The organism is Mesorhizobium sp. CA4 (genome assembly GCF_020165075.1).
Taxonomy (GTDB): domain Bacteria; phylum Pseudomonadota; class Alphaproteobacteria; order Rhizobiales; family Rhizobiaceae; genus Mesorhizobium.
In genome coordinates this window covers 1-21,806 of sequence record NZ_JAIUHK010000056.1, presented here as the reverse complement: position 1 = coordinate 21,806, position 21,806 = coordinate 1, and the positions used below count along the sequence as shown (strand labels likewise).

General features: G+C 64.9%; 23 protein-coding genes and 1 pseudogene. 11 read left to right on the top strand and 13 right to left on the bottom strand.

Going from position 1 to position 21,806, the window contains the following annotated elements; translation table 11 throughout:
- Positions 1-42: 42 nt before the first annotated feature.
- The 4 genes from LB528_RS28570 to moaB all read left to right on the top strand — a co-directional run bounded on the left by LB528_RS28570 (position 43) and on the right by moaB (position 2,631).
- Positions 43-900, top strand: a complete 858-nt coding sequence (locus LB528_RS28570; protein WP_224717117.1) for a S49 family peptidase — start codon at positions 43-45, stop codon at positions 898-900.
- Positions 901-982: 82 nt separating this feature from the next.
- Positions 983-1,168 (top strand): membrane protein, encoded by a 186-nt coding sequence (locus tag LB528_RS28565; protein WP_027164591.1) that lies wholly within the window; start codon positions 983-985, stop codon positions 1,166-1,168.
- Between the two features lie 25 nt (positions 1,169-1,193).
- Positions 1,194-2,087, top strand: coding sequence for a 4-(cytidine 5'-diphospho)-2-C-methyl-D-erythritol kinase (locus tag LB528_RS28560; protein ID WP_224717121.1), 894 nt, complete (start codon positions 1,194-1,196; stop codon positions 2,085-2,087).
- The gene (gene moaB / locus LB528_RS28555; protein WP_224515952.1) at positions 2,074-2,631 is read left to right on the top strand and encodes a molybdenum cofactor biosynthesis protein B; all 558 of its coding nucleotides are present in this window, start codon (positions 2,074-2,076) and stop codon (positions 2,629-2,631) included. Before LB528_RS28560 ends, moaB begins: the two co-directional genes overlap by 14 nt.
- 10 nt (positions 2,632-2,641) lie before the next feature.
- Here the strand turns inward: moaB and LB528_RS28550 are convergent, their stop codons facing one another.
- A complete protein-coding gene (locus tag LB528_RS28550; RefSeq protein ID WP_224515950.1) occupies positions 2,642-3,145 on the bottom strand; it encodes a glycosyltransferase family 2 protein in 504 nt (167 codons plus the stop codon).
- A gap of 149 nt (positions 3,146-3,294) precedes the next feature.
- Here LB528_RS28550 and LB528_RS28545 point away from each other — a divergent pair, with 149 nt between their 5' ends.
- Together LB528_RS28545 and LB528_RS28540 are read left to right on the top strand one after the other, a co-directional pair.
- Positions 3,295-4,449, top strand: coding sequence for a PA0069 family radical SAM protein (locus LB528_RS28545; RefSeq protein ID WP_224717116.1), 1,155 nt, complete (start codon positions 3,295-3,297; stop codon positions 4,447-4,449).
- Between the two features lie 195 nt (positions 4,450-4,644).
- Positions 4,645-5,343 carry a ribonuclease HII gene (locus LB528_RS28540; RefSeq protein WP_224515946.1) on the top strand — a complete coding sequence of 233 codons (699 nt, stop codon included), beginning with the start codon at positions 4,645-4,647 and terminating at the stop codon, positions 5,341-5,343.
- Between the two features lie 222 nt (positions 5,344-5,565).
- Here the strand turns inward: LB528_RS28540 and LB528_RS28535 are convergent, their stop codons facing one another.
- The 7 genes from LB528_RS28535 to LB528_RS28505 all read right to left on the bottom strand — a co-directional run bounded on the left by LB528_RS28535 (position 5,566) and on the right by LB528_RS28505 (position 11,254).
- A complete protein-coding gene (locus tag LB528_RS28535; RefSeq protein WP_224515944.1) occupies positions 5,566-6,057 on the bottom strand; it encodes a F0F1 ATP synthase subunit B in 492 nt (163 codons plus the stop codon).
- An 11-nt stretch (positions 6,058-6,068) separates the two neighbouring features.
- Complete coding sequence (locus LB528_RS28530) at positions 6,069-6,650, bottom strand: F0F1 ATP synthase subunit B (protein WP_224515942.1); 582 nt, start codon at positions 6,648-6,650, stop codon at positions 6,069-6,071.
- 61 nt (positions 6,651-6,711) lie between these two features.
- Complete coding sequence (locus tag LB528_RS28525) at positions 6,712-6,936, bottom strand: F0F1 ATP synthase subunit C (RefSeq protein ID WP_027164582.1); 225 nt, start codon at positions 6,934-6,936, stop codon at positions 6,712-6,714.
- A gap of 79 nt (positions 6,937-7,015) precedes the next feature.
- Complete coding sequence (locus tag LB528_RS28520; RefSeq protein ID WP_224717115.1) at positions 7,016-7,777, bottom strand: F0F1 ATP synthase subunit A; 762 nt, start codon at positions 7,775-7,777, stop codon at positions 7,016-7,018.
- A gap of 66 nt (positions 7,778-7,843) precedes the next feature.
- Positions 7,844-8,236 carry an AtpZ/AtpI family protein gene (locus tag LB528_RS28515; protein WP_224717114.1) on the bottom strand — a complete coding sequence of 131 codons (393 nt, stop codon included), beginning with the start codon at positions 8,234-8,236 and terminating at the stop codon, positions 7,844-7,846.
- Positions 8,237-8,627: 391 nt separating this feature from the next.
- On the bottom strand, positions 8,628-9,683 hold the full coding sequence (locus tag LB528_RS28510) for a cell wall hydrolase (protein ID WP_224717113.1): 1,056 nt from the start codon (positions 9,681-9,683) through the stop codon (positions 8,628-8,630).
- Entirely contained in the window at positions 9,671-11,254 is a 1,584-nt protein-coding gene (locus LB528_RS28505; RefSeq protein ID WP_224717112.1) for an MFS transporter, read from the bottom strand. The genes LB528_RS28510 and LB528_RS28505 overlap by 13 nt, the downstream gene beginning before the upstream one ends.
- A 115-nt stretch (positions 11,255-11,369) precedes the next feature.
- On the opposite strand from LB528_RS28505, the pseudogene LB528_RS28500 reads away from it, so the two are divergent.
- Positions 11,370-12,291 (top strand): annotated as a pseudogene (locus LB528_RS28500) (LysR substrate-binding domain-containing protein).
- Positions 12,292-12,524: 233 nt separating this feature from the next.
- On the opposite strand, the gene der reads toward LB528_RS28500, so the two are convergent.
- Positions 12,525-13,955, bottom strand: a complete 1,431-nt coding sequence (gene der / locus LB528_RS28495) for a ribosome biogenesis GTPase Der (protein ID WP_224717111.1) — start codon at positions 13,953-13,955, stop codon at positions 12,525-12,527.
- Positions 13,956-13,961: 6 nt separating this feature from the next.
- Positions 13,962-14,627 carry a tetratricopeptide repeat protein gene (locus tag LB528_RS28490; protein WP_224717110.1) on the bottom strand — a complete coding sequence of 222 codons (666 nt, stop codon included), beginning with the start codon at positions 14,625-14,627 and terminating at the stop codon, positions 13,962-13,964.
- Between the two features lie 202 nt (positions 14,628-14,829).
- Here LB528_RS28490 and LB528_RS28485 point away from each other — a divergent pair, with 202 nt between their 5' ends.
- Positions 14,830-15,843 (top strand): polysaccharide deacetylase family protein, encoded by a 1,014-nt coding sequence (locus LB528_RS28485; protein WP_224717109.1) that lies wholly within the window; start codon positions 14,830-14,832, stop codon positions 15,841-15,843.
- A 23-nt stretch (positions 15,844-15,866) separates the two neighbouring features.
- Here the strand turns inward: LB528_RS28485 and sbmA are convergent, their stop codons facing one another.
- The 3 genes from sbmA to LB528_RS28470 form a co-directional block, all read right to left on the bottom strand.
- Entirely contained in the window at positions 15,867-17,126 is a 1,260-nt protein-coding gene (gene sbmA / locus LB528_RS28480) for a peptide antibiotic transporter SbmA (protein WP_224717108.1), read from the bottom strand.
- Between the two features lie 122 nt (positions 17,127-17,248).
- A complete protein-coding gene (locus tag LB528_RS28475) occupies positions 17,249-18,364 on the bottom strand; it encodes a YbfB/YjiJ family MFS transporter (RefSeq protein ID WP_224717107.1) in 1,116 nt (371 codons plus the stop codon).
- 257 nt (positions 18,365-18,621) lie between these two features.
- Positions 18,622-18,822: a hypothetical protein gene (locus LB528_RS28470; RefSeq protein ID WP_224717106.1), complete on the bottom strand. Its 201-nt coding sequence runs from the start codon at positions 18,820-18,822 to the stop codon at positions 18,622-18,624.
- A 96-nt stretch (positions 18,823-18,918) separates the two neighbouring features.
- Here LB528_RS28470 and LB528_RS28465 point away from each other — a divergent pair, with 96 nt between their 5' ends.
- The 3 genes from LB528_RS28465 (at position 18,919) to LB528_RS28455 (ending at position 21,670) form a co-directional block, all read left to right on the top strand.
- On the top strand, positions 18,919-19,833 hold the full coding sequence (locus tag LB528_RS28465) for a LysR substrate-binding domain-containing protein (protein ID WP_224717105.1): 915 nt from the start codon (positions 18,919-18,921) through the stop codon (positions 19,831-19,833).
- 125 nt (positions 19,834-19,958) lie between these two features.
- Positions 19,959-21,215 (top strand): aminopeptidase, encoded by a 1,257-nt coding sequence (locus LB528_RS28460; RefSeq protein WP_224717104.1) that lies wholly within the window; start codon positions 19,959-19,961, stop codon positions 21,213-21,215.
- Positions 21,216-21,316: 101 nt separating this feature from the next.
- The gene (locus tag LB528_RS28455) at positions 21,317-21,670 is read left to right on the top strand and encodes a DUF488 domain-containing protein (RefSeq protein WP_224717103.1); all 354 of its coding nucleotides are present in this window, start codon (positions 21,317-21,319) and stop codon (positions 21,668-21,670) included.
- Positions 21,671-21,806: the final 136 nt, after the last annotated feature.

Genomic DNA, 21,806 nt, shown 5'->3' with positions numbered 1-21,806 from the left:
TCTCATCCAGCTCCTTCGCATTTGGTCCGGAGACAACAGTTCGTGAAACGCCTCTTCAACCGCCTGCTGCCGAAATCCTGGCGCTCGACAGTCGTCACCATTCCGGTCATCCGGCTGCAAGGCGCCATCATGCCGGGCGGCGGCCAGTTCCGGCCGAGCCTGTCGCTCGCCTCGACGGCCGGCGTCATCGAAAAGGCGTTCGGCTTCGACGCGCCGGCGGTCGCCATCTCGATCAACTCGCCTGGCGGCTCGCCGGTGCAGTCGCGCCTGATCTTCAAACGCATCCGCGACCTTGCGGCGGAGAAGAACAAGAAGGTGCTGGTCTTCGTCGAGGACGTGGCGGCTTCCGGCGGCTACATGATCGCGGTCGCCGGCGACGAGATCTTCGCCGACCCGTCGTCGATCGTCGGCTCGATCGGCGTGGTCTCGGCCTCTTTCGGCTTCCCCGAGCTGATGAAGAAGATCGGCGTCGAGCGGCGCGTCCACACCGCCGGCCAGAACAAGGCCGTGCTCGATCCGTTCAAGCCCGAGAAGAAGGAGGACGTCGAGCGGCTGAAGGCGCTGCAGCTCGAAGTGCACGAGACCTTCATCGACCTCGTCAAGGAGCGGCGCGGCAGCAAGCTCAAGGACGATCCGGACCTGTTCACCGGCCTGTTCTGGACCGCCAAGCGAGGCCTCGAGCTCGGCCTTGTCGACGCGCTGGGCGATATGCGCAGCGTGCTCAAGACCCGTTTCGGCGAGAAGACGCAGCTCAAGCTGATCACCGCGCCGCGCGGTCTGTTCGGCCGTTTCGGCCTGTTCGGCTCGCGCTTCTCAGCGCCCGATATCGCCGCTGCTGCCGCAAACGGCGTCCTCGATGCGGCGGAAGAGCGCGCATTGTGGGCGCGCTTCGGGCTTTGAAAAAGCCATGATTGCGTCTAGCATGGCCGCTTGACCGACCCATTCGGCCGGCCTTGCCGCGAGAACGCGGGAGGAGTTTGAGATGCCGCAGATCATTTTCTTCGCCGTTGTCGGCGCCGCCGCTTACTTCGGCTACCGCGCTTTCGTGCGCGAGGCCGAACGCGTGACGGCCAAGATCCGGCGCACCGAGAAACAGGCGGCGAACGGCACGATGGGAACGCTGGTCAAGGATCCGAAGACCGGCGAATACCGTCTGGCCAAGGACTGAAGCCATCTCGCCAGCAGCCGACATTCTGGAGCCCGGCACAGAGGTCCGGACGTGGCTTGCGCCGGCTAAGGTCAATCTGGCGCTGCATGTCACCGGACAGCGCTCCGACGGCTACCACCTCATCGACAGCCTTGCCGTCTTCACCCGCTTCGGCGACCGGCTCGAGATCGAGCCGGCGGAAGAGGACGAATTCTCCGTGTCCGGCCGCTATGCGGCCGGCCTGCCGCTCGACGACGGCAATCTGGTTGTGAAGGCACGTGACGCCTTGCGGCGGGAGGCTGGCGCGCGACATGCGCCGCCCGTCGCCATCAGGCTGGAGAAGAACCTGCCGATCGCCTCCGGCGTCGGCGGCGGCTCGAGTGACGCGGCGGCCGCGCTCAACGCCCTGACGCGGCTCTGGAAGCTCGATATCGACGATGGTTCGCTGGTCCGGATCGGGCTTTCGCTCGGCGCCGACCTGCCGATGTGCCTGAAATCGACGCCGCTGGTCGCGCGCGGCATCGGCGATGAGGTGTCGCCGCTCTCCGCATTTCCGGCGCTCGGCTTGGTGCTGATCAATCCGGGTATCGCGATCTCGACACCGGACGTGTTCAAGGCGCTCTCCAGCCGCGACAACGAGGCGCTGCCGCCGCTGCCGAAGCGCCTCGACTTTCACGCAATCCGCAACTGGCTGGAGGCGACGCGCAACGATCTCGAACCCGCCGCGCGTTCGATTGAACCTGCCATCGGCGAGGCGCTCAAGGCGCTCAAACGCGCCGACGCCGCGTTCGCGCGCATGTCCGGCTCGGGCGCCACATGCTTCGGCCTCTTCGAGACCGGCAATGTCGCCAAGCGCGCGGCGATCGCGATCCGCGCCCGCCATCCCGACTGGTTTGTCGCCGCGACGCGCAGCATGGAGGTGAGCGATGGCGAAGCTTGACGAAAGCCGGCCCTTCATTCCGGTGCGCATCGCCGTGCTGACCGTCTCCGACACGCGCAGCCTTGCCGACGACAGATCCGGCCAGACGCTGGCCGACCGCATCGCGGAAGCCGGCCATACGCTTGCCGCGCGCGATATCGTGACCGACGACCGCGACAAGATCCGCGACAAGGTGCTTGGCTGGTCGAAGGACGAAAACATCGACGTCGTCATCACCACCGGCGGCACCGGCTTCACCGGCCGCGACGTGACGCCGGAGGCGCTGGAGCCGATCTTCGAAAAGCGCATGGACGGCTTTTCGGAAGTCTTCCACCGCATCTCCTATGACAAGATCGGCACCTCGACGATCCAGAGCCGGGCGACCGGCGGCGTCGTCAACGCCACCTTCGTCTTCGTGCTGCCGGGCTCGCCCGGCGCCTGCAAGGACGCCTGGGACGGCATCATCAAGGCGCAGCTCGACTACCGGCACATGCCCTGCAACTTCGTCGAGATCATGCTGCGGCTGGACGAGCATCTTCGGCGCGGCGGCAAGCCTACCTCGTAAAGCACAGGCCTCACTTCGGCGGCGCTACCCAGATTTCGGCGTTCAACCGCCTGGTCGCCAGGCCGCGCGCCAGGGCTTCGGCGCTGCGCGCGCTCTTCGCCAAAGCCGCAGCCTGGCGCTTGCTGATGACAAGACCCTCGGCCAGCGCACGGTTGCCCGAAAAGACGCGGGCCAGGAAAGGCGTGCGATCGGCGCGGGCGCGCGCGAAGCGCGCCGGCATGGCCTGTTTTGCCGTGTGCGCGACGACCTCGTCGATCCAGCCTTCGGCAAGCCGGGCGCCGGGCTCCAGAAGCAGCAGCCAATCGCCCTTGGCCTGGCCGATACCCACGGCAATCCCGCCGGTCACATAATGACAGCCGGCATGCTCGGCCACCCGGTGCGTCTGGTCGGCGGAACCTTGATCGCAGACGATCACATCGCGCACCACGCCTTCGACCGCGCCGCCGACCAGCGAGGCGAGCGTACGGGCAAGACCCTCTTCGTCGTTCTTGGTTTCGATGAGAACGCTGAGCATTTTTAGCCGAATAGCGGATAGTGCGGCGATGCGCCAGTTGCGCGCCTCAAGCGAAAAAGTTCTTGCTTTGTTCCCATCGAGGAAATAGGAATAGTTTCATGAACAGAGCGATTCGACAGCCTGCTGACAGTCCCTGGGAGAGGGCGAAAATGGAACAGATCGTGCGCGCCGACATTGCCGCTTTCGGAGCAGGAAGAGCCGAAATGGCAAATGCAATGATCGAGCAGAGCGGCATGCGCGTGCGGCCCGACCGCAATCGCGGCCGCTCGGCCGGCATCAACCCGTCCGGCCGGTTCGAGCCGACCAGCCGTCATGTCTTTGACGACGGCTGGAACTCGCTGGAGGAGCTGCCGCCGTTCAAGACGGAAGTGCAGGTCGAAAAGCCGCGCACGATCATCACCCGCAACGAATCGCCCGACATTTCCTTCGACCGCTCGATCAATCCCTATCGCGGCTGCGAGCATGGCTGCGTCTACTGCTTCGCCAGGCCGACGCATGCCTTCATGGGCCTGTCGCCGGGGCTCGATTTCGAATCGAAGCTGTTCGCCAAGCCGGACGCGGTGCGCATGCTGGATAGGGAGTTGTCGAAACCGGGCTACCAGCCGCGCACCATCGCCATCGGCACCAACACCGATCCCTACCAGCCGATCGAGAAGCAGTACCGGATCATGCGCGAGATCCTGGAAGTGCTGGAGGCGCGCGGCCATCCGGTCGGCATCGTGACGAAGTCGGCGCTGGTGACGCGCGACATCGACATCCTGTCGCGCATGGCCGAGCGCGGCCTTGCAAAAGTGGCGCTGTCGGTGACGACGATGGACCGCATGCTGGCCAGAACCATGGAGCCGCGCGCGTCGACGCCAACGAAGCGGCTGGAGGCGATCAGGCAGCTTTCCGATGCCGGAATTCCGGCATCGGTGATGGTGGCGCCGATCATCCCGGGTCTCAACGATCCGGAGATGGAGCGCATCCTCGATTCGGCCAGAGCCGCAGGCGCCAGGGAGGCCGGCTACGTCATCCTGCGCCTGCCGCTCGAGGTGGCGCCGATCTTCAAGGATTGGCTGTTGCGGCATTATCCGGACCGCTACCGGCATGTGATGTCGCTGATCCGCTCGATGCGTGACGGCAAGGATTACGATTCCGAATGGGGCAAGCGCATGAAGGGCGCCGGTCCCTATGCCTGGCAGATCGGCCGGCGCTTCGAGATCGCCGCCAAGCGGCTCGGCCTCAATGTCGAGCGGCGGCAGCTCCGTACCGACCAATTCGTCGCAGGCTCCGGCGCCGGCGAGCAGCTGATGCTGCTTTGACGCCAGCACCGGCCATGACGGGCCGGCGCTAAGCACTTCCAGGCAAAGTGATTTTCCGTCTGGAATTGCCATTTGTTTCGAAATTCCGTCCGGCCCTTGTCCCCCGGCCGTGAGACGGTGCCTTCCCGGTCCGACGCCCCATCCGACCCGGAAGGACTTGCGGAGAATCGGAGCCGATGCGAACCTCGCCGCACCATGGCTCGCGCGCGTTCCGATTCTCCGCTTCTCTTTGAAATGGTCGAGAAGCCCGACTTCTCGATCGAGACGAAGGCGATGGCGGACGGGCTGTGGCCGGTTGCCGGCATGGACGAGGCAGGCCGCGGTCCACTCGCTGGTCCGGTGGTGGCTGCCGCGGTGGTGCTCAATCCCGCCAGTATCCCGGAAGGCCTCGACGATTCCAAACGCCTCACCCATTTGCAGCGCGAGGCGCTGTTCCTCAAGATTCTCGCCTCGGCGCTCAGCGTCTCGATGGCCTCGATCAGCGCCGAAGGCATCGACAACAGCAACATTCTGAAAGCAAGCCTGGAAGCGATGCGCCGCGCCGCGGCGGGTCTCTCGCTGCAACCGAAACTCGCTTTGGCCGATGGCCGCGACGTTCCGCCTGGTCTCGCCTGCGAAGGCCGGGCGCTCATCAAGGGCGACCAGCGCTCGCAATCGATAGCCGCCGCCTCGATCGTCGCCAAGGTGATGCGCGACCGCATGATGTGCGGCTGTGGCGGCCACCACGAACATTACGGCTTCGAGGTGCATATGGGCTATGCGACGGTCCGGCACCGCACCGCCATCGAGGCGCACGGCCCGGTGGCGAGGCTGCACCGGGCCTCGTTCGCGCCGTTCCGGTTGGGCGGGGCCGAGATAGCAGAAGAGGAAGAGAGCTTCGCCGGGCTGGAATAATCTCCGCTCGTGAGGGGGAGATGGCCGGCAGGCAGAGGGGGTCATCGCGCGTGAAGCGCCGGCCTCCTTCCGCGGCAGCAAATGAAGTCGGCGCTCTACGTGAGAGGACCCCCTCTGTCGCCTTCGGCGACATCTCCCCCTCGAGGGGGGAGATCATCCGCGCCAACAAAAAAGCCGCCGGGTTGCCCGGGCGGCTTTTGACTGCGAAACTTCGAACTCAGCTCAGTTCAGCTTGGCCTTCACGTCATTGAGCGCCGACTTGAACAGATCGGCGCCTGCCTTGGCATCGACCTTGGCGGCGAGCAGCGCGCGGGCGGCTTCGACGGCGATGTCGACGGCCGAGGCGCGCACTTCGCTGACGGCCTCGCGCTCGGCCTGGCTGATCTTCTGCTCGGCAAGCGCGGTGCGCCGGGCGACATAGTCCTCGGTCTTTTTGGCCGCCTCGGAAGCGAGCAGCTCAGCCTCGCGCTTGGCGGCGGCGACGATGTCGGCAGCCTCCTTCTCGGCTTCCTTGCGCTTCTGCTGATACTGACCAAGCAACTGCTGGGCTTCTTCACGAAGCTTGCGCGCCTCCTCGAGCTCAGCGCTGATCTTGGCCGCGCGGGAGTCGAGCGACTTGGCGAGCATAGCTGGCACCTTCAGATAGATGACGGCGCCGAGAAAGATGATCAGGGCGATGGTGGCCCAGAGCGTGGCGAGTGATGTGGCGTCCATGATCCCTATCCTCACCGGCTCGCGGATTTGACCGCGGCCGCGATTTCGGCCTTGTCGGCCTTGCCGCCGACAAGCGCCTCGACGATGGCCGACGTCGTGTCCTCGGCGATCGTGCCGACTTCCTTCATCGCCTTGGCCTTGATCGAGGCGATGCTCGCCTCGGCCTCGCCAAGCTTCTTCTCCAGCTCGGCCTCGAGCTTCTTGCGCGTGTCCTCGGCTTGCGCCTTGGCGGCGTCGTTCGCCTGCTGGCCGATCTTGTTGGCATTGGCCTTGGCCTCCGCCAGCTCCTGCTCATAGGCAGCAACGGCAGCGTCCGCCTCGCCCTTCAGCCTTGCGGCATGGTCGAGATCCTGGGTGATGCGATCGTTGCGGACATCGATGATGCTGCCAAGACGCGGCATCACAACGCGCTTCAGGAACAGGTAGAAGAGCCCGAAGGTGATGACCAGCCACAGGATCTGCGACGGGAAGGTCTTGGCGTCGAATGGCGGGAACGCTTCATGCTCCGCGGCAGGCACGGCAGTGCCTGCATGCGTATCGCCCTCGGCCGCGGCCGGCGCTGTTTCTTGCGCGTAGGCAGATGTCACGAACATCTCATTCCCCTGTCCATGGAACGGAGCCGCACCATGCGGCCCCTTTCGTCAGCTCTGGCTCTTACTTGAAGACCAGGAGCAGAGCGATCAGGAGCGAAAAGATGCCCAGAGCTTCGGTCACGGCGAAGCCGAAGATCAGGCGGCCGAACTGGCCGTCGGCAGCCGAGGGGTTGCGGAGCGCGCCCGAGAGGTAGCTGCCGAAGATGTTGCCGAGGCCGATGCCCGCGCCGCCCATGCCGATGCAGGCGATACCAGCGCCGATAGCAGCTGCTGCAGTTGCGTCCATTTCAAAACTCCTGTGGTTTCTCTGTTCGTTGCAGTTGGTACGTTGGATATGCTGGCGCCGGGGCGCCGGTGAAAATCGATCAATGGCTCGGGTGCAGGGCGTCGTTCAGATACATGCAGGTCAGCACCGCGAACACATAGGCCTGCAGGAAGGCGACCAGCAGCTCGAGCGCCGAAAGAGCGACGGCCATCGCAAGCGGCAGGACCGAGCCGGCGATGCCCAGGGCGCCAAACGCGCTCAGGCTGACGACGAAGCCCGAAAACACTTTGAGCGTGATGTGGCCGGCCAGCATGTTGGCGAAAAGACGAACCGAGAGGCTGACCGGGCGCGAGACGAAGGAGATGATTTCGATCGCCACCACCAGCGGCAGAAGATAGCCGGGCACGCCATGCGGCACGAACAGCTTGAGGAAGCCGAAGCCGTGCTTGGCGAAGCCGTAGACGATGACGGTGCCGATGACCAGGATCGCCAGGGTGAAGGTGACGATGATGTGGCTGGTGACGGTGAAGAAATAGGGGAAGAGGCCGATCAGGTTGGCGACCAGCACGAACATGAACAGCGAGAACACCAGCGGGAAGAACTGCATGCCCTGCTTGCCGGCGGCATCGCGCAGCATGTTGCCGACGAATTCGTAGGCCATCTCGGAGACCGACTGCAGCCGCCCGGGGATAAGCGCGCGGCTCGCCGTGCTCATATAGAGGAAGGTCGAGGCCAGCACGATCGTCACGACCATGAACAGGGAAGAGTTGGTGAAAGAGACGTCGTAGCCGCCAATATGCAGCGGGATGATCGGATGGATCTGGAACTGGTGGATCGGATCGACCTTGTCAGCAGCAGCCACTTTAAATCCCCGTCAAAGCCACAACCGGCTTCTTAAGTTCACTTCAGCGCCTTGCGGCGCCCCACTTCATTCTTTCGGCTCGCGCGGCTTGCCGCCCTGGCCGAACTCGGATGTCAGTCCCGCCGAGCGCAGGACATTGAGTATACCGGCGCCAAAGCCCAGCAACAGGCCGACGATCAGACCCCAAGGCGCTGTTCCCGCCAGGCGGTCGATGATCCAGCCCAAGCCGACGCCGACCACCACCCCGGCGATGAACTCGCTGGACAGTTTCAGCGCCTGACCGTAACCGGTCGCAGCTTTCGCTTCGTCTTTCCCCTCGAGCCGATCCGTGCGTCTCGTCGCAAGCGATGCTTCGAGATCGCGCCGGCGGCGCTCAAGTTCGTCGTCGCGGTTGGTGGCTTCTGGCTGCCTGCCGCGGCCGGTTTCTCCGGTTCCGTCTGGCCCGGTTTTGTCGGCCATCGCAACCCCCCTGCCCGGGCAGACGATTGCCGTCCGTCCGCTTCTAAAGTCGCCGGCAACATAGTTAGAGGGTCCGCGCCCGTCAAGCCACGGGCCGAACTTCCAAGCGATGTATTTTTTGCAATCAAATCAACGAGTTATCGAGGTGCGACATCGTGCCCTTCTCGCCCGCGTGAGGACTCGACGCGAATCCGCGCGACGAGCCGCGCCCGCCGGGGCATTCCGGGCGCCGGAGGGAGGACAGCCGGAGGCGTCGTTTAGGCGGCTCGGCTCGAGCCGCCTAAAGCGCGTCGCGATCTTTCAGATTCGCTCCATGCGCTTTGGGTTTTGATTTCGCGCATGTCTTTGTCCCGAAACCGCTTACCACTTTCGGGAGACATGCTTTACCGGCTCAGCTCCAGCCGCCGCCATAGGTACGATAGAAGATATGCAGGCCGATCCTGGTCATGCGCTGCATGGCGCGCGCCCAGCCCGGATGGACGTAGTTGGCGTAATAATGCGTCGACGAGCCGACCTCGGGAATGAAGATCTTGCCAGCAGTCACGGCCATAGCGACCTCCTGGGCGGTCTTGTAGGAAGCCTGGTCGGTGATGCTCTTCTTCCTGCCGTCGCAGGCGAAGGAGAACTGACAGCGGTTGAACCAGTCGTCGTTCTGGTAGACGACGCCGCAGATGGTCTTCGGATAGGCCGGGTTGCGGACGCGGTTGAGGATGACCTGGGCGACCGCGGCCTGGCCGCGCACCGGCTCGCTGCGCGCCTCGAAATAGATGCCCTTGGCGAGGCATTCTTGTTCCGGCTTGGAGAAGACGGCCGCCGGCAAGGGATTCTGCATCCAGGCGTGGTCACCCTTGCCCATAGGCGGGATGAAGCGGCCGTTGTTCGGATCGTCCTGCAGCAGCGCCTCGAAGGGCGAAGCCTTGGCGTAGTCGGGCGCCGACTGCGCATAGGCGGTGGCGAGGATGTCCGGCTTATCGTTGTTGACGAGTGCGACGAGAGCCGCCGGCAGATCCGGATCCGGCTTCTTGTCTTCGCGCAGATGGAAGGCCTGGGCGATCTGGACTTCCTTGCCCTTGATGCCTGGCTTGGCGAAGGTGAGCTTCAGGTCGCTGTCCATCGCGGGACGCAGCAGCGAGGAGGTGCGCTTGAAAATCGAGCCAGCGCTGAAATTTTTGGGCGGCGCGACCGGCGAGACCTGGACGATACGGCCCTTCTTGTCGGCGCGCACGACACGGTCCTCATCGGGCGTCACGCCTGCGGCGCTGCCCTTGCCTCGGAAGGCGACGGTGCCCACGCCCGGCAAATTCACGCCGGAGCCGGAGAGCGAGCCGGTGGTGGTGGAATCGACGAAAGGCATTTCGGCCGCATGCACCGAGCCGGCGGCGGATTTCTCGATATAGGCGTTCCAGCGGGTGTCGGACGATTCCAGGCCGGAGATCAGGCTTGCCATATCCTGAAAGGCGACGGCCGACGGAAAGCCGATCCAAATGCCGAGCCCGAGCACCAAAGGAGGAAGAAAGGAACGTTTTTTCGCAACGGCGGCGGCGGCAAGCCGCATGGAAACGCGTCGATGCACTGAACTCTCCAGAACGCTACTGACCCCGGAGAGCCAAAATGAAGCATTAACCTTGATGCGGGGTTAACGACATCGATCATGTTCTTTTCATGTTTGAGGAAAGCCGGCTTGCGATTTCCACAGCGGGCCGATGAGGAATCAGGCCTGGGTGGGTGCATCAGTTTGAGTGAATCAGGCCTCGCGCAGGAAGATCGGCCAGGCGAGCGCCGCGCAGAAAGCCGCCGCAAGCCACACGCCCGGCCATGCGAAGACCACCAGCTGCCACGGAATAGCGATCGGCACCAGGCAGAAGCCGATGAACACAAACTGTTGGCAAGGCTGAGCGCGGTGCCGACATGACCGGCGCCGGCAAGCGTGGCAAGCTCGGTATAGGCGACCCCGTGCCAGGCGGAGACGGATATGCCGGCGACGACGACCATCAGCGGAAGCAGCGGCAGCAGCAATGGCGATCCGGCGGCGCCGATCACCAGCAGCCACAGCGCCAGGAAGGCTAAGGCGCTCAACGCGCTGCAGACTTTCAGGAACGGCCGGCGGGCGCCGTGGCGGTCGGTGAAGCGGCCGCTCCAGACGCGCATCGCCATGGCGCCAGTCTGCACCGCGGCAAGGCTGGCGCTGGTCACAAAGGTGCCCATGCCGGCGAAATCATGCAGGAAGACCGAGGCGAAGGTCAGCACCGCGACCTGCGGAAAGCAGAGCAGGCCGATGGCGGTCGAGATGCGCCACACCTCGATGTTGCGCAAGGGCGCCGGGCCGCTTGCGGTAGTGGTGGGGTGACCGCCGCCTTCCACCGGCGGCTCGTGCACCCAGCGCCAGGCAAAACAGGCCGAGAGCGCGGAGACGACCGCAAGCAGGCCGAAGACCGCGGTGAATCCCAAGCTCAACGCCAGCGAAGGCAGGACAAGCGCGCCCAGCCCGCCGCCAAGCGGCACCGCCGTCTGCCTGATGCTCATGGCGAAGCCGCGCTCGCGCTCGCCGAACCAGCCCATGATGGCGCGGCCGCTGGAGCCGTTGACGCTGCCGCCGAGCAGGCCGACGACGAGCAGGCTTGCCGAGAGCAGCGCGACGCCGGGTACCGCCATTCTTGTCGGCACGACGAGCATGGCCATTATGAAGAGCCATGCGGCCGTCGCGCCGAGTCCGGTCAGGAGCACGCGGCGGTCGCCCCAGCGGTCGGTGAGCACGCCCCAGGGCAGTTCGCTCAGCGCAACGCCGAGGCCGAGCAGCCCAAGCGCAAGGCCGAGCGAGGCGTTGTCGAGATGGTAGCCCTGGCGCATCACCACGGCGGTCGCCGGAAGGCCGGAGAAGGTGGCGGAGAAGCCGGCATTGGCGGCGACGCCGATGCCCAGAACTTTCCAGCGATGGTTGGGGCCGAAAGCGCGGCGGGCGGAGGCGCCGGCGCATGCATCAGGCGGTTGGCAGTGGTTGCGGGCGACGATGGCGGACATGGTTCCATTCCCGTGACGGCCGGCTGACGGCTTGATCGACCGGATGTAGCGCCATAGCTTCATCCATAAAATCAGGAAGTTTTTGACCAACAATCCTGAAAATCTGGACAGTCTCATGCGCCGCATCACATTCGACCTCGATGTCCTCAGGACCTTCGTCACCGGCATGGAGTTGGGCAGCTTCGCCAAGGCGGCCGAACGGCTCGGGCGCTCGACGTCCGCCGTCAGCGCAACAACTGAAGAAGCTGGAAGGGCAGGCCGCGACGCCGGTCTTCCGCAAGGCGGGACGCGGCCTGGCGCTCACCGAGGCCGGCGAGACGATGCTTAGCTATGCGCGGCGGCTGATCGAGCTCAATGACGAGGCAGCCTCCGCTATTCGCGACGTCGAGCTGGAAGGCTGGGTGCGGCTCGGCCTGCAGGAGGATTTCGGCGAGGCCGTGCTGCCCGAGGTGCTCGGCCGCTTCGCCCGCGCCCATCCCAAAGTGCGCATCGAAGCGCGGATCGGCCGCAGCCACGAGCTGGCCGAGCGCGTCCTGTCAGGCAATCTCGACATCGCGCTTGCCTGGCATGACGGCACGACCCTGCCCTACAGCCGACATGTCGCCGACGTGCAGGCGCGCTGGATCGGCCCGGCCAAGCCGATCGAGGCAGGTCAGCCCGATGGCGAGCCGCTGCCGCTGGTGGTGTTCGAGGCGCCTTGCCTCTTGCGCACTGTCGCGACCGAAACGCTGGACCGCGCCGGCATGCCCTGGCGCATGGCTTTCTCCAGCCCCAGCCTCGGCGGGATTTGGGCGGCGGTGGCGGCGGGTCTCGGCCTGACGATCCGCACCGACATCGGCCTGCCAGCCAATGTCAGGGCGATCGCGCCGGGCGTGCTTGGGCTGCCGGCGCTGCCGATGATGGCGCTGCACCTGCATCAGAAGGACGCCGAGCTCGACCCGGTGGCGACGCGGCTGGCGGAGATTCTCTTGCAGGCGGCGCTGGAGACGCTGCCTGAGGGGACGCGAACCGGCGATGGGCTGCGGGAGGTCGCGTGAGGTCTTGGCCCCTATCGCGCTCGTCATTCTATGGCGAAGCAAGGAGCGAAGCGACGCGCGCAGACCATGGAATCCATTCCGTTACCTTGCGCGAGGGATGCAGCGGTGCAGAATTCTGAACCGCCGCGGCGCCTCGAAGTCACGGAATGGATCCTCGGGTCTGCGCGCGTCGCTTCGCTCCTTGCTCCGCCCGTGGATGACTGGAGAGGCGTTGCCGCTATCCGCTTAAGCCCTCAGCGCTTCTTCGCCCTGCCCGCAAACGGATTGTCCGAGGTGCGCAGCGCCATGCGGATCGGCACGCCGGGCATGTCGAAGGCCTCACGCAGGCTGTTGGTCAGATAGCGGACATAGGATTGCGGCATCGCGTCCGGCCGCGAGCACGAAACGACGAAGCCCGGCGGGCGGGTCTTGGCCTGCGTGACGTATTTGATCTTCAACCGGCGGCCGGCAACGGCGGGCGGCGGGTGATGCGCGAGGATACCTTCCAGCCAGCGGTTGAGCTTGCCGGTCGAGACGCGGCTGTTCCACACCTTGTGCGTCTTGATGACGCTCTCCATCAGCTTGTCGAGGCCGCGGCCGGTCTCAGCCGAGACCGTCACCGCCTGGATGCCGCGCACCTGCGGCAAGAGCCGCTCGGTCTTTTCGCGCAGCTCGGCCAGCAATTCCTGCGGATTGTCGATCAGGTCCCATTTGTTGAAGGCGATCACCGGCGCCCTGCCCTCGCGGATGATGAGATCGGCGATCTGCAGGTCCTGCTTCTCGAAGGGAATGGTGGCGTCTAGCACGATGATGACGATCTCGGCGAAGCGGATGGCGCGCAGGCCGTCCTGCACCGAGAGCACTTCCAGCTTTTCATGGATCCTGGATTTGCGGCGCATGCCGGCCGTGTCGAACAGCTTTATCCTGCGGCCACGCCAGTCCCAGTCGACCGAAATGGAGTCACGCGTAATGCCGGCTTCCGGGCCGGTGAGCAGCCGCTCCTCGCCGATCAGCGCATTGATCAGCGTCGACTTGCCGGCGTTCGGGCGGCCGACAACGGCGATGCGCAGCGGCTTGGTGTCGTCATAGGGTGCTTCAGCGTCGGGGTCGGCGATGTCCTCGCCGATCAGCACCTCGCTGGCGGCGATCTCGTCGCTATCGTCTTCCTCGTCCTCGCCGAAGGCGCGTTCCTCGCCGAGCGCTTCGATCACCGCATCACGCAGGTCGGGCATGCCCTGGCCGTGCTCGGCCGAAACCGGGATCGGCTCGCCGAGGCCGAGCTCCCAAGCTTCCAGCATTCCGCCTTGAGCGCCGCGCGCCTCGGCCTTGTTGGCGACGAGCACCACCGGCTTGCCGGATTTGCGCACCACTTCGGCGAAGGTGCGGTCGTCCGGCATCAGGCCGGCTTTGGCATCGACCGTAAAGAAGATGAGGTCCGCCTCGCGGATCGCGATCTCGGTCTGCTGGCGCATGCGGCCGGGCAGCGTCGAGGCGGCCGCGTCCTCGAAGCCGGCGGTGTCGATGACGTCGAAATGGAGATCGTAGAGTTTTGCCGCATGGACGCGGCGGTCGCGCGTCACGCCCGGCGTGTCGTCGACAAGCGCCAGCTTCTTTCCGACCAGGCGATTGAAAAGAGTCGATTTGCCGACGTTAGGCCGGCCGATGATGGCGACTTTGAAGCCCATCCCGGATCACGAAGCGTTGCCCGACCCGCGGATCAGCTCGGACATCAGCTGTGCCCGCTGGCGCACATTGCGCGGGGCGGCTTCGTCCGAAGAGATCTGGTCGAACAGTTTGAGCGCGTCGGCCGACTTGCCGTCCTTCCAGGCGGCTAGGCCGAGCGCCTCGCGCGCCGAGTGGCGCAGCGGATTGGTGTCGGCGGTAAGCGCCTCGATGCGGCTTGAGACGTCGGCGTAGGAACCATGATCGACGAGCAACAACGCGGCCCTCAGCCGCGCGATGTCACGGATGCCGGCGGGAATGGCGTTGTCGGCTGCGACCTCGTCGAAATCCTTGACCGCGCCGTCGATGTCGCCCTTGTCGGCCTTGACGGTCGCGGCGCGCATGCGGGCAAGCAGCGGATAGGCGCCGTAGCCGTCCTTCTCCAGCTGATCGAGCGCGGCGATCGCCTCGTCGTTCTTGCCGTCATTGGCGAGCTTCAACGCAGCCGAGAAGGCGTCGCCCGAACGGTTGGCACGGCTCTCGTCCCAGTATCGGTAGCCGACGACGGCCGCCGTTCCCAGCACGATAAGGATGGCGATGCCGAGAATGGCCGGGCCAAAACGATCCCACAGCGCCTGCGCCTGCTCGCGACGAATCTCTTCGTTGACTTCGCGGATAAAACTGTCGTCCGACATTAACCAAAACCATTGCTGCCCCGGAAGGGGGCGCTTCTTGAGCCCGCGTTTTAGCGAAATTTCGTCGGCATGGAAGGGGGCGGGCCGGAAAATCGGCTGGGGATGTCCGGCGCCGGCGGAGCTTGCCCGAACGCAACCGCGCCACATTTGCGCGATAGCCGGCTTCCGATCAGCCGGAGACGTCCCCGCCAGAAGGTTGCCAATGCTTCGTTCGTACCGCGTCCTTGCATTCAGTCTCGCCTCGCTCGCCTCAGCCAATGTCGTCTTCGCCGATCCGCCGAAATCGCCAGCCGCTTTGCCGGCCAACCCCAAGCAGGTCGTGCTGATCTCGTTCGACGCCGCCCGGGAGATCTCGCAATGGCAGCGCAGCCGGGCGCTGGCAAAGCGCACGGGCGCGCATTTCACCTATTTCCTGTCCTGCGTCTTCCTGCTCTCTCCCGAGACGCGGCTGCAATATGCCGGCCCCGGCAAGGCCGCCGGCAAATCCAATGTCGGCTTCGGCGCCTCGAAACAGGATGTCGCCGAGCGGCTGGAACAGCTCCGGCTCGCCGCGGCCGAAGGCCACGACATCGGCAGCCATGCCTGCGGCCATTTCGACGGCAAGGACTGGAGCAAGGCCGACTGGCTGGCCGAATTCGCGTCCGCGCGGCGCATTTTCGAAAACGCCTATACGATCAACGGCATTTCTCCCGAGCCGCCCGGCTGGCGCGATTTCGCCCGCCATACCGTAACCGGTTTTCGCGCGCCCTACCTGTCCACCGATAAGGCGCTTTACGAAGCGCTGCCCCAGGCTGGCTTTGACTACGACGCGAGCGGCGTCTCGAACGGCCCGGCCGTGCCGCCAACGAAGAACGGCACCACCCGCTTTGCCCTGCCGCAGATTCCGGAAGGGCCGAAATCGAAGCCGGTGGTCGCCATGGACTATAATCTCTACGTCCGCCACTCGAACGGCTTGGAGAAGCCGTCGATGGCGGACGAGTTCGCCGACCGCGCTTACCGGACGTTCCACGCCGCCTTCGAGGCTCAGTACAACGGCAAGCGCCTGCCGATGGAGCTCGGCTTCCACTTCACATTGATGAATAACGGCGCCTACTGGAATGCGCTGGAGCGCTTCGCCGGCGACGTCTGCGTGAAGGCGGATGTCGAGTGCATCAGTTTCCGCGACTATGTCGCGCGCCAGCGCGCCGGCAATGCGCAGGCGAGTGTGGGCGGCTGAGGCGCCCACGGTCTAGCTTCAGCTCAGGCGGGATCCTCCGCGCCGTGACGGGCAAGATAGCGCTGGTCGATGTCTGGCAGCGGTTCGCCCTGCAGCGTCGCTTCGAAGGCGCGCAGACGTTTATGGACCGACTGCAGCTCGACGATCGTCGACCAGGAATTCAGCAGGAACTGCAGCGAATTCGTGACCTTGCCGAACGCGTTCGATATCTGGTTCAGGGCACCGAAGGTGATCTTGTGCGCAACCAGCGAAGGCCCGAGGATCAGCAGCGAGAAGATGTTGTCGGCCTGCAGGTAGGTGTATCGCACGACATTGAAATAGATGTAGTGAAAATAGAGCCTGAAGTAGTTGCGGCGCACATTGGCGAACAGTTCCGTGGTCGTCGCCGGCTGCGCCCGGTCGGGATGGTCCTCGCCATAGACGAGTTCCTTGCGGTAGGCCGCCTCGACGCGCTGATTGCGGAATTGGAGACCGGGCAGTTTGAGACCGGCGATCATGACGGAAATCGTCCCGAACAGACACCAGCCCAATGCGGCAACGACCAGCGGCTGCGGGACCGTGCCGATGATCGGCAGTTCGGTGATGTGGGCCTGCAGTTGAATCAAGACCGGGAGAAAGGCGATCAGGGTCATGATCGACTGGACGAAGGTCGAGCCGAGATCCTCCATGATCTGCGAGAAGCGCATCGTGTCTTCCTGGATACGCTGTGAAGCGCCCTCGATGTGGCGCAGCCGGCCCCAATTGGCCATGAAGTAATCGTTCATCGCGGTGCGCCAGCGGAAGATCCAATGGCTGACGATGAAGGCATTGACCACCTGCACGTTCATGCCGACCAGCGCCAGCCAGGAGAAATCGGCCAAGCCCTTGTAGAATTCGGTGTCGGTCGAGGACGTCGTTCCCGACATCAAGCCCTGAACGTAGTCGAAGAACGGGCCATACCAATTGTTGACCGCAACCGAGACCTGAACGTTGAAGTAGATGAAGAACAGGATGACGGCAGTCATCAGGATCGACCAGTTCTGCCACGGGTGCGGGGCGTACCAGCTCCAGAAGGCGTAGAAGATCACCACGCAGGCCACGAAGTAGATGTAGAACCACAGGAACGGCTTCGACCACAGCACCGCGATGCCGATAATGGGCGGCGTGCCGGCCGCTACCGGGGGCAGGCCGAAGACGGCGCCCAGCTGCTCGCCGCCGAAGAACCAGAACAGGATCGCGGCAAGGCTCCAGACGGCGGCCGATGTGAAGAAGAGCTTCGGCTGCGGGAAGAAGGATACGAACACTGTGGCGGGTTTCCTCGGTCTGACCGCAAATCAGCGGCATTGCTGTTCGGCGGGCATAAAGTCACACATTAGGCGGAAAGAAAATGCCCGTGCCCGACGCCCGGCATCGAACAAACCGCAAATCATGGCGATTTTGGCGCGGCCGACCAGGCAATGACGCCGGAGGCGAGCAGCGCCGCCGCCGCCATGATCGAGGCAAGCACGTAATTGCCCGAGGCCTGGGCGAGCAGGCCGGCGGCGATCGGGCCGACGATCTGGCCAAGACCGAAGGCTGCCGTCATCACCGCGAAGATGCGGCGCGGCGCCCTGGGCGCGAGCTGCCTGCCCATCTGTAAGCCCAGCGCCGTGATGGCGATGAAGGTGCCGCCGAGCAGGACGCCGGCAATCAACGGTCCGGATGCGCCCTTGACGACGACGCTGGCGGTGACGCCGACCACCTCGACCAGGCAGCTCGCGGCGTAAGCGGCAGAGAGCCCTATCCGGCCGGCGAGCTTCTGCCAAAGCCATGTCGAGGGAAAGCCGGCGAGGCCGGCGACCAACCAGACAGTCGCCTCGAAGACGCGCCCGCCGCCGCCCTGGCGGACGATGGCGACCAGGAAAGTGGCCGTCACCACATAGCCGAAACCGAACAGCCCGTAGGCGACGATCATCTTCACCAGGGACCTGTCCTTCGGCAGCGCCGACTCGCGCCCGTCGGCGACATTGGCCGGGGTGGTCGAGCCGGCAAGCAGCGCGACGACAAGCAGGCCGACGGCCGAAAGCGCTCCAGACCAGAGCCAGCCCGCGGCCCAATCCGCATGTTCGGAGACGAGGATCGCCAGCAGCGCCGAGGACGCGGCAATGCCGAGGCCCACGCCGCCGAAATGCAGCGCCTGCAAATCGCCGCGGCCAACCTCAGCCAGATGGCTGAAGACGATCGAGGCCATGAACACCATGACGAAGGCGCTGGCGAGGCCGGCGAGGAAGCGGATGACGAGGAAGGCGGCCATGGTCTCGTTGAGCCCCATCAGAGCCGCGAGCACGGCGCTGGCGGCGAGGCCGGCGAACATCAGCATGCGCTCGCGGCCATGCGCCCAGCCGCCGGCCGCGGCCAAAGCGCCGATGAGATAGCCGATATAATTGGCGGATGCGATCCAGCCGGCATCGGCCGGCGTCAAATGCAGCTCCTCCATCATCCCGGGCAGGATAGGCGTATAGACGAAGCGGCCGATGCCCATGGCGACCGCGAGCGCGACCATGCCGGCGAGAGCAAGCCGTAAGGGAGATGGCGAGGCGTTCATTGCGGTGAAAAATAGTTGTGTGCGCAGGCGAAACAACCGTGCTTGCGTTGGGCCAAGCGCAGACGTCCCCTCACCCAGCCTCCGCTTCGCTCGGCTGACCTCTCCCCGGTGGGGAGAGGAGCCTGTCGGTGCCGGCGCCATCTCTTCTCCCCTTGGGGAGAAGGTGGCCGCGAAGCGGCCGGATGAGGGGGAGTGCCGCCGAAAAGGCGTGTAACTCAGCGCCCAGCTGCACCCATCGTCTCATATGCGGTGCGGCGGGCCGTCAGCCGGAAGGGCATATCGCCGAGCTCGCGCTCCGACATGGTGTCGAGCACCGGATGCGACAGCGGATCGGTGATCCAGCGAGCGGTCTCGCCGTCGTCGCGCGGCCTCGCCTCGGCGGCGGAAAGCCCTTTCAGAAAAGATAAAATCTTCATGGGGCTATCTCATGTTCAAGGTTGCTTCGGCTAAATTCTGCCGTTTCCTGTCGGGTTTCAATTGAGATTTCTGTGCGTTCACTTTAGAAAAACTGGATGGCTATGCTGAACCGCGTCCATCTCAACGGCCTGCGCGCCGTGGAAACCGTCGCCCGGCTGGGATCGCTGGCGGGAGCGGCGGCGGAGCTTAACGTCTCGGTCAGCGCCGTCAGCCAGCAGGTCAAGCGCACGGAAAAGCAGCTGGGACAGGCGCTGTTCGAACGGACGCCGGGCGGGCTCGTACCGACGGAATTCGGTGGCGCCTTAACTGCGCGGCTCAGCGCCGGCTTCCGCGAGCTTGCGCAGGCGGTGGCGATGGCCGACGAGGCCAACGAGTGCACGCTGGTCGTCTCGGTGGCGCCGGCTTTCGCCTCGAAATGGCTGCTGCCCCGGCTGTCGCGGCATTTCGCGCGACACCCGAACGTGCTTTTGCGCATCGACGCATCGGGCAAGCTCTCCGATCTCGACTATTCCGATATCGACGTCGCGATCCGGATGGGCGACGGCGACTGGCCGGGTGTGCATTCGGAACTGCTGCTTGCGCAGGAAGTATTTCCGGTCTGCGCTCCCTCGATCGCGGCCAGGCTGAAGTCGATCGGCGACCTCGCGCAGACCTGCGCCATCACCGACGAGCGTTCGATGTTCAGCTGGGACGGCTGGTTCGAGGCGGCCGGTGTCGAGCCGGTCACCTTCCAGAAGGGCGCGCGTTTCACCGACCCGATGCTTTGCCTGGAATCGGCGATCGCCGGCCATGGCGTGATGCTCGCCTGGCAGTTGCTCACCGCCGACGCGCTGGCCGACGGCCGGCTGGTCGCGCCCTTCGGGATCAGAGCCGAAAGCGGGCTCGGCTACTGGCTGGTGACCTCGGCCACCAAGCGCGAAAGCCGCAAGGTGCGCGACTTCAAGGTGTGGATCCGCGAGGAGATCGAGGCGACCATGGCGCAGTTCCAGGCGTTGGACAGCGCCGCATAACCGCTCCGTACTCTTCAACGACGCGGTTCGTCCTGCTTGAGAGCAGGCCGGTCGATCGCGGTGGAAAGGTCAATCGCAGCGGTCTATGTAAGGATGAGACCCCCAACATAACGGCAGGCAGGATCATGACCACACATTCGCGCGGCGTTTCGGCAAGCATCGACCCGGTGAAGCTCGACAAGCTGGCGGAAGTCGCCGTCAAGGTCGGGCTGCAGCTGCAGCCCGGACAGGACCTGGTGCTGACCTCCTCGATCGCGGCACTGCCGCTGACCCGACGCATTGTCGAGCACGCCTATAAGGCCGGTGCTGGGCTGGTGACGCCGATCTTCAACGACGACGAAATCACCCTGGCGCGTTTCCGCTATGGGGCGGACGCCGGCTTCGACCGCGCCGCCGGCTGGCTCTATGAAGGCATGGCGAAGGCCTTCTCGAACAATGCGGCGCGGCTCGCCGTGCGCGGCGAGGATCCATCGCTGCTCTCGTCACAGGATCCGGCCAAGGTGGCGCGCGCCAACAAGGCGAACTCGATAGCCTACCAGCCGGCGCTGGAGAAGATCACCGGCTTCGACATCAACTGGAACATCGTCGCCTATCCCGACCTTGCCTGGGCTCGCCAAGTGTTTCCGGGCGAGCCCGACGACGTCGCGGTGGTGAAGCTCGCCGACGCCATCTTCTCGGCCTCGCGGGTCGATGTCGAGGACCCGATCGGCAACTGGAAGGCCCATAACGCCGCCTTGGCCGAGCGCACGAGATGGCTCAACGAGCACAGTTTCCACGCGCTGCATTTCACCGGACCGGGCACCGACCTGACCGTCGGGCTGGCGGACGGCCATGAATGGATGGGCGGCGCTTCGACGGCGAAGAACGGCATCACCTGCAACCCGAACATCCCCACCGAGGAGGTCTTCACCACGCCGCATGCGAGGCGCGTCGAGGGCTACGTCTCCTCGACCAAGCCGCTCTCCTACCAGGGCACGCTGATCGACGACATCTCGGTGCGCTTCGAGGGTGGGCGGATCGTCGAGGCCAAGGCCTCGAAGGGCGAGGACGTGCTGCAGAAGGTGCTCGACACCGACGAGGGCGCACGGCGGCTCGGCGAGGTGGCGCTGGTGCCGCATTCCTCGCCGATCGCGAAGAGCGGGCTGTTGTTCTTCAACACGCTGTTCGACGAGAACGCCGCCTGCCATATCGCGCTCGGGCAGTGCTATTCGAAATGCTTCGTCAACGGCGCATCGCTCAGCCAGGACGAGATCGCGACGCGCGGCGGCAACAAGAGCTTCATCCACATCGACTGGATGATCGGCTCCGACAAGATCGACATTGACGGCGTGGCCAAGGATGGCAGCCGGGTGCCGGTGATGCGCAAGGGCGAGTGGGCGTAACGGTACTTTTGTTGCGCAATTCCGAACGGACGGCCACGGCGAAGTTGCCGAGCCCAACCGCTGCACACTTTTCCCGGAATTGTTTGGCAAAGGAGGCGTAAGTGGCCTTCGACATTGCGGTGAAGCGTGTCTATGAGCCGCCGGCGAAGGCCGACGGCCAGCGGGTCCTGGTCGACCGGATTTGGCCGCGCGGCGTCAGCAAGAAGGACGCGGAACTGACGCTATGGCTGAAGGAGATCGCGCCGAGCGACGAACTGCGCAAATGGTTCGGGCACGAGCCGGAGCGCTGGGGCGAGTTCCAGAAGCGATATCGGGCCGAGCTCGACTCCAACAAGGAAGCGGTGGCGCAGCTGCGTGGCCTGGTGCGCGAGGGCAAGGTGACGCTGCTCTACGGCGCGCATGACGAGGCGCACAACAATGCGGTGGCGCTGGCGGACTATTTGCGAGGGGCATGATGTATCCCGCTACGTTGGCGATCGGCGAAAGCGGCGGCGACATCTGATCTCCCCCTCGCGGGCATAGGCGCTAAGATAGGTATTGCGGCGCGGAATCGGTTGTGATTCTACGCTGGAGATGACACACGAATCGCTT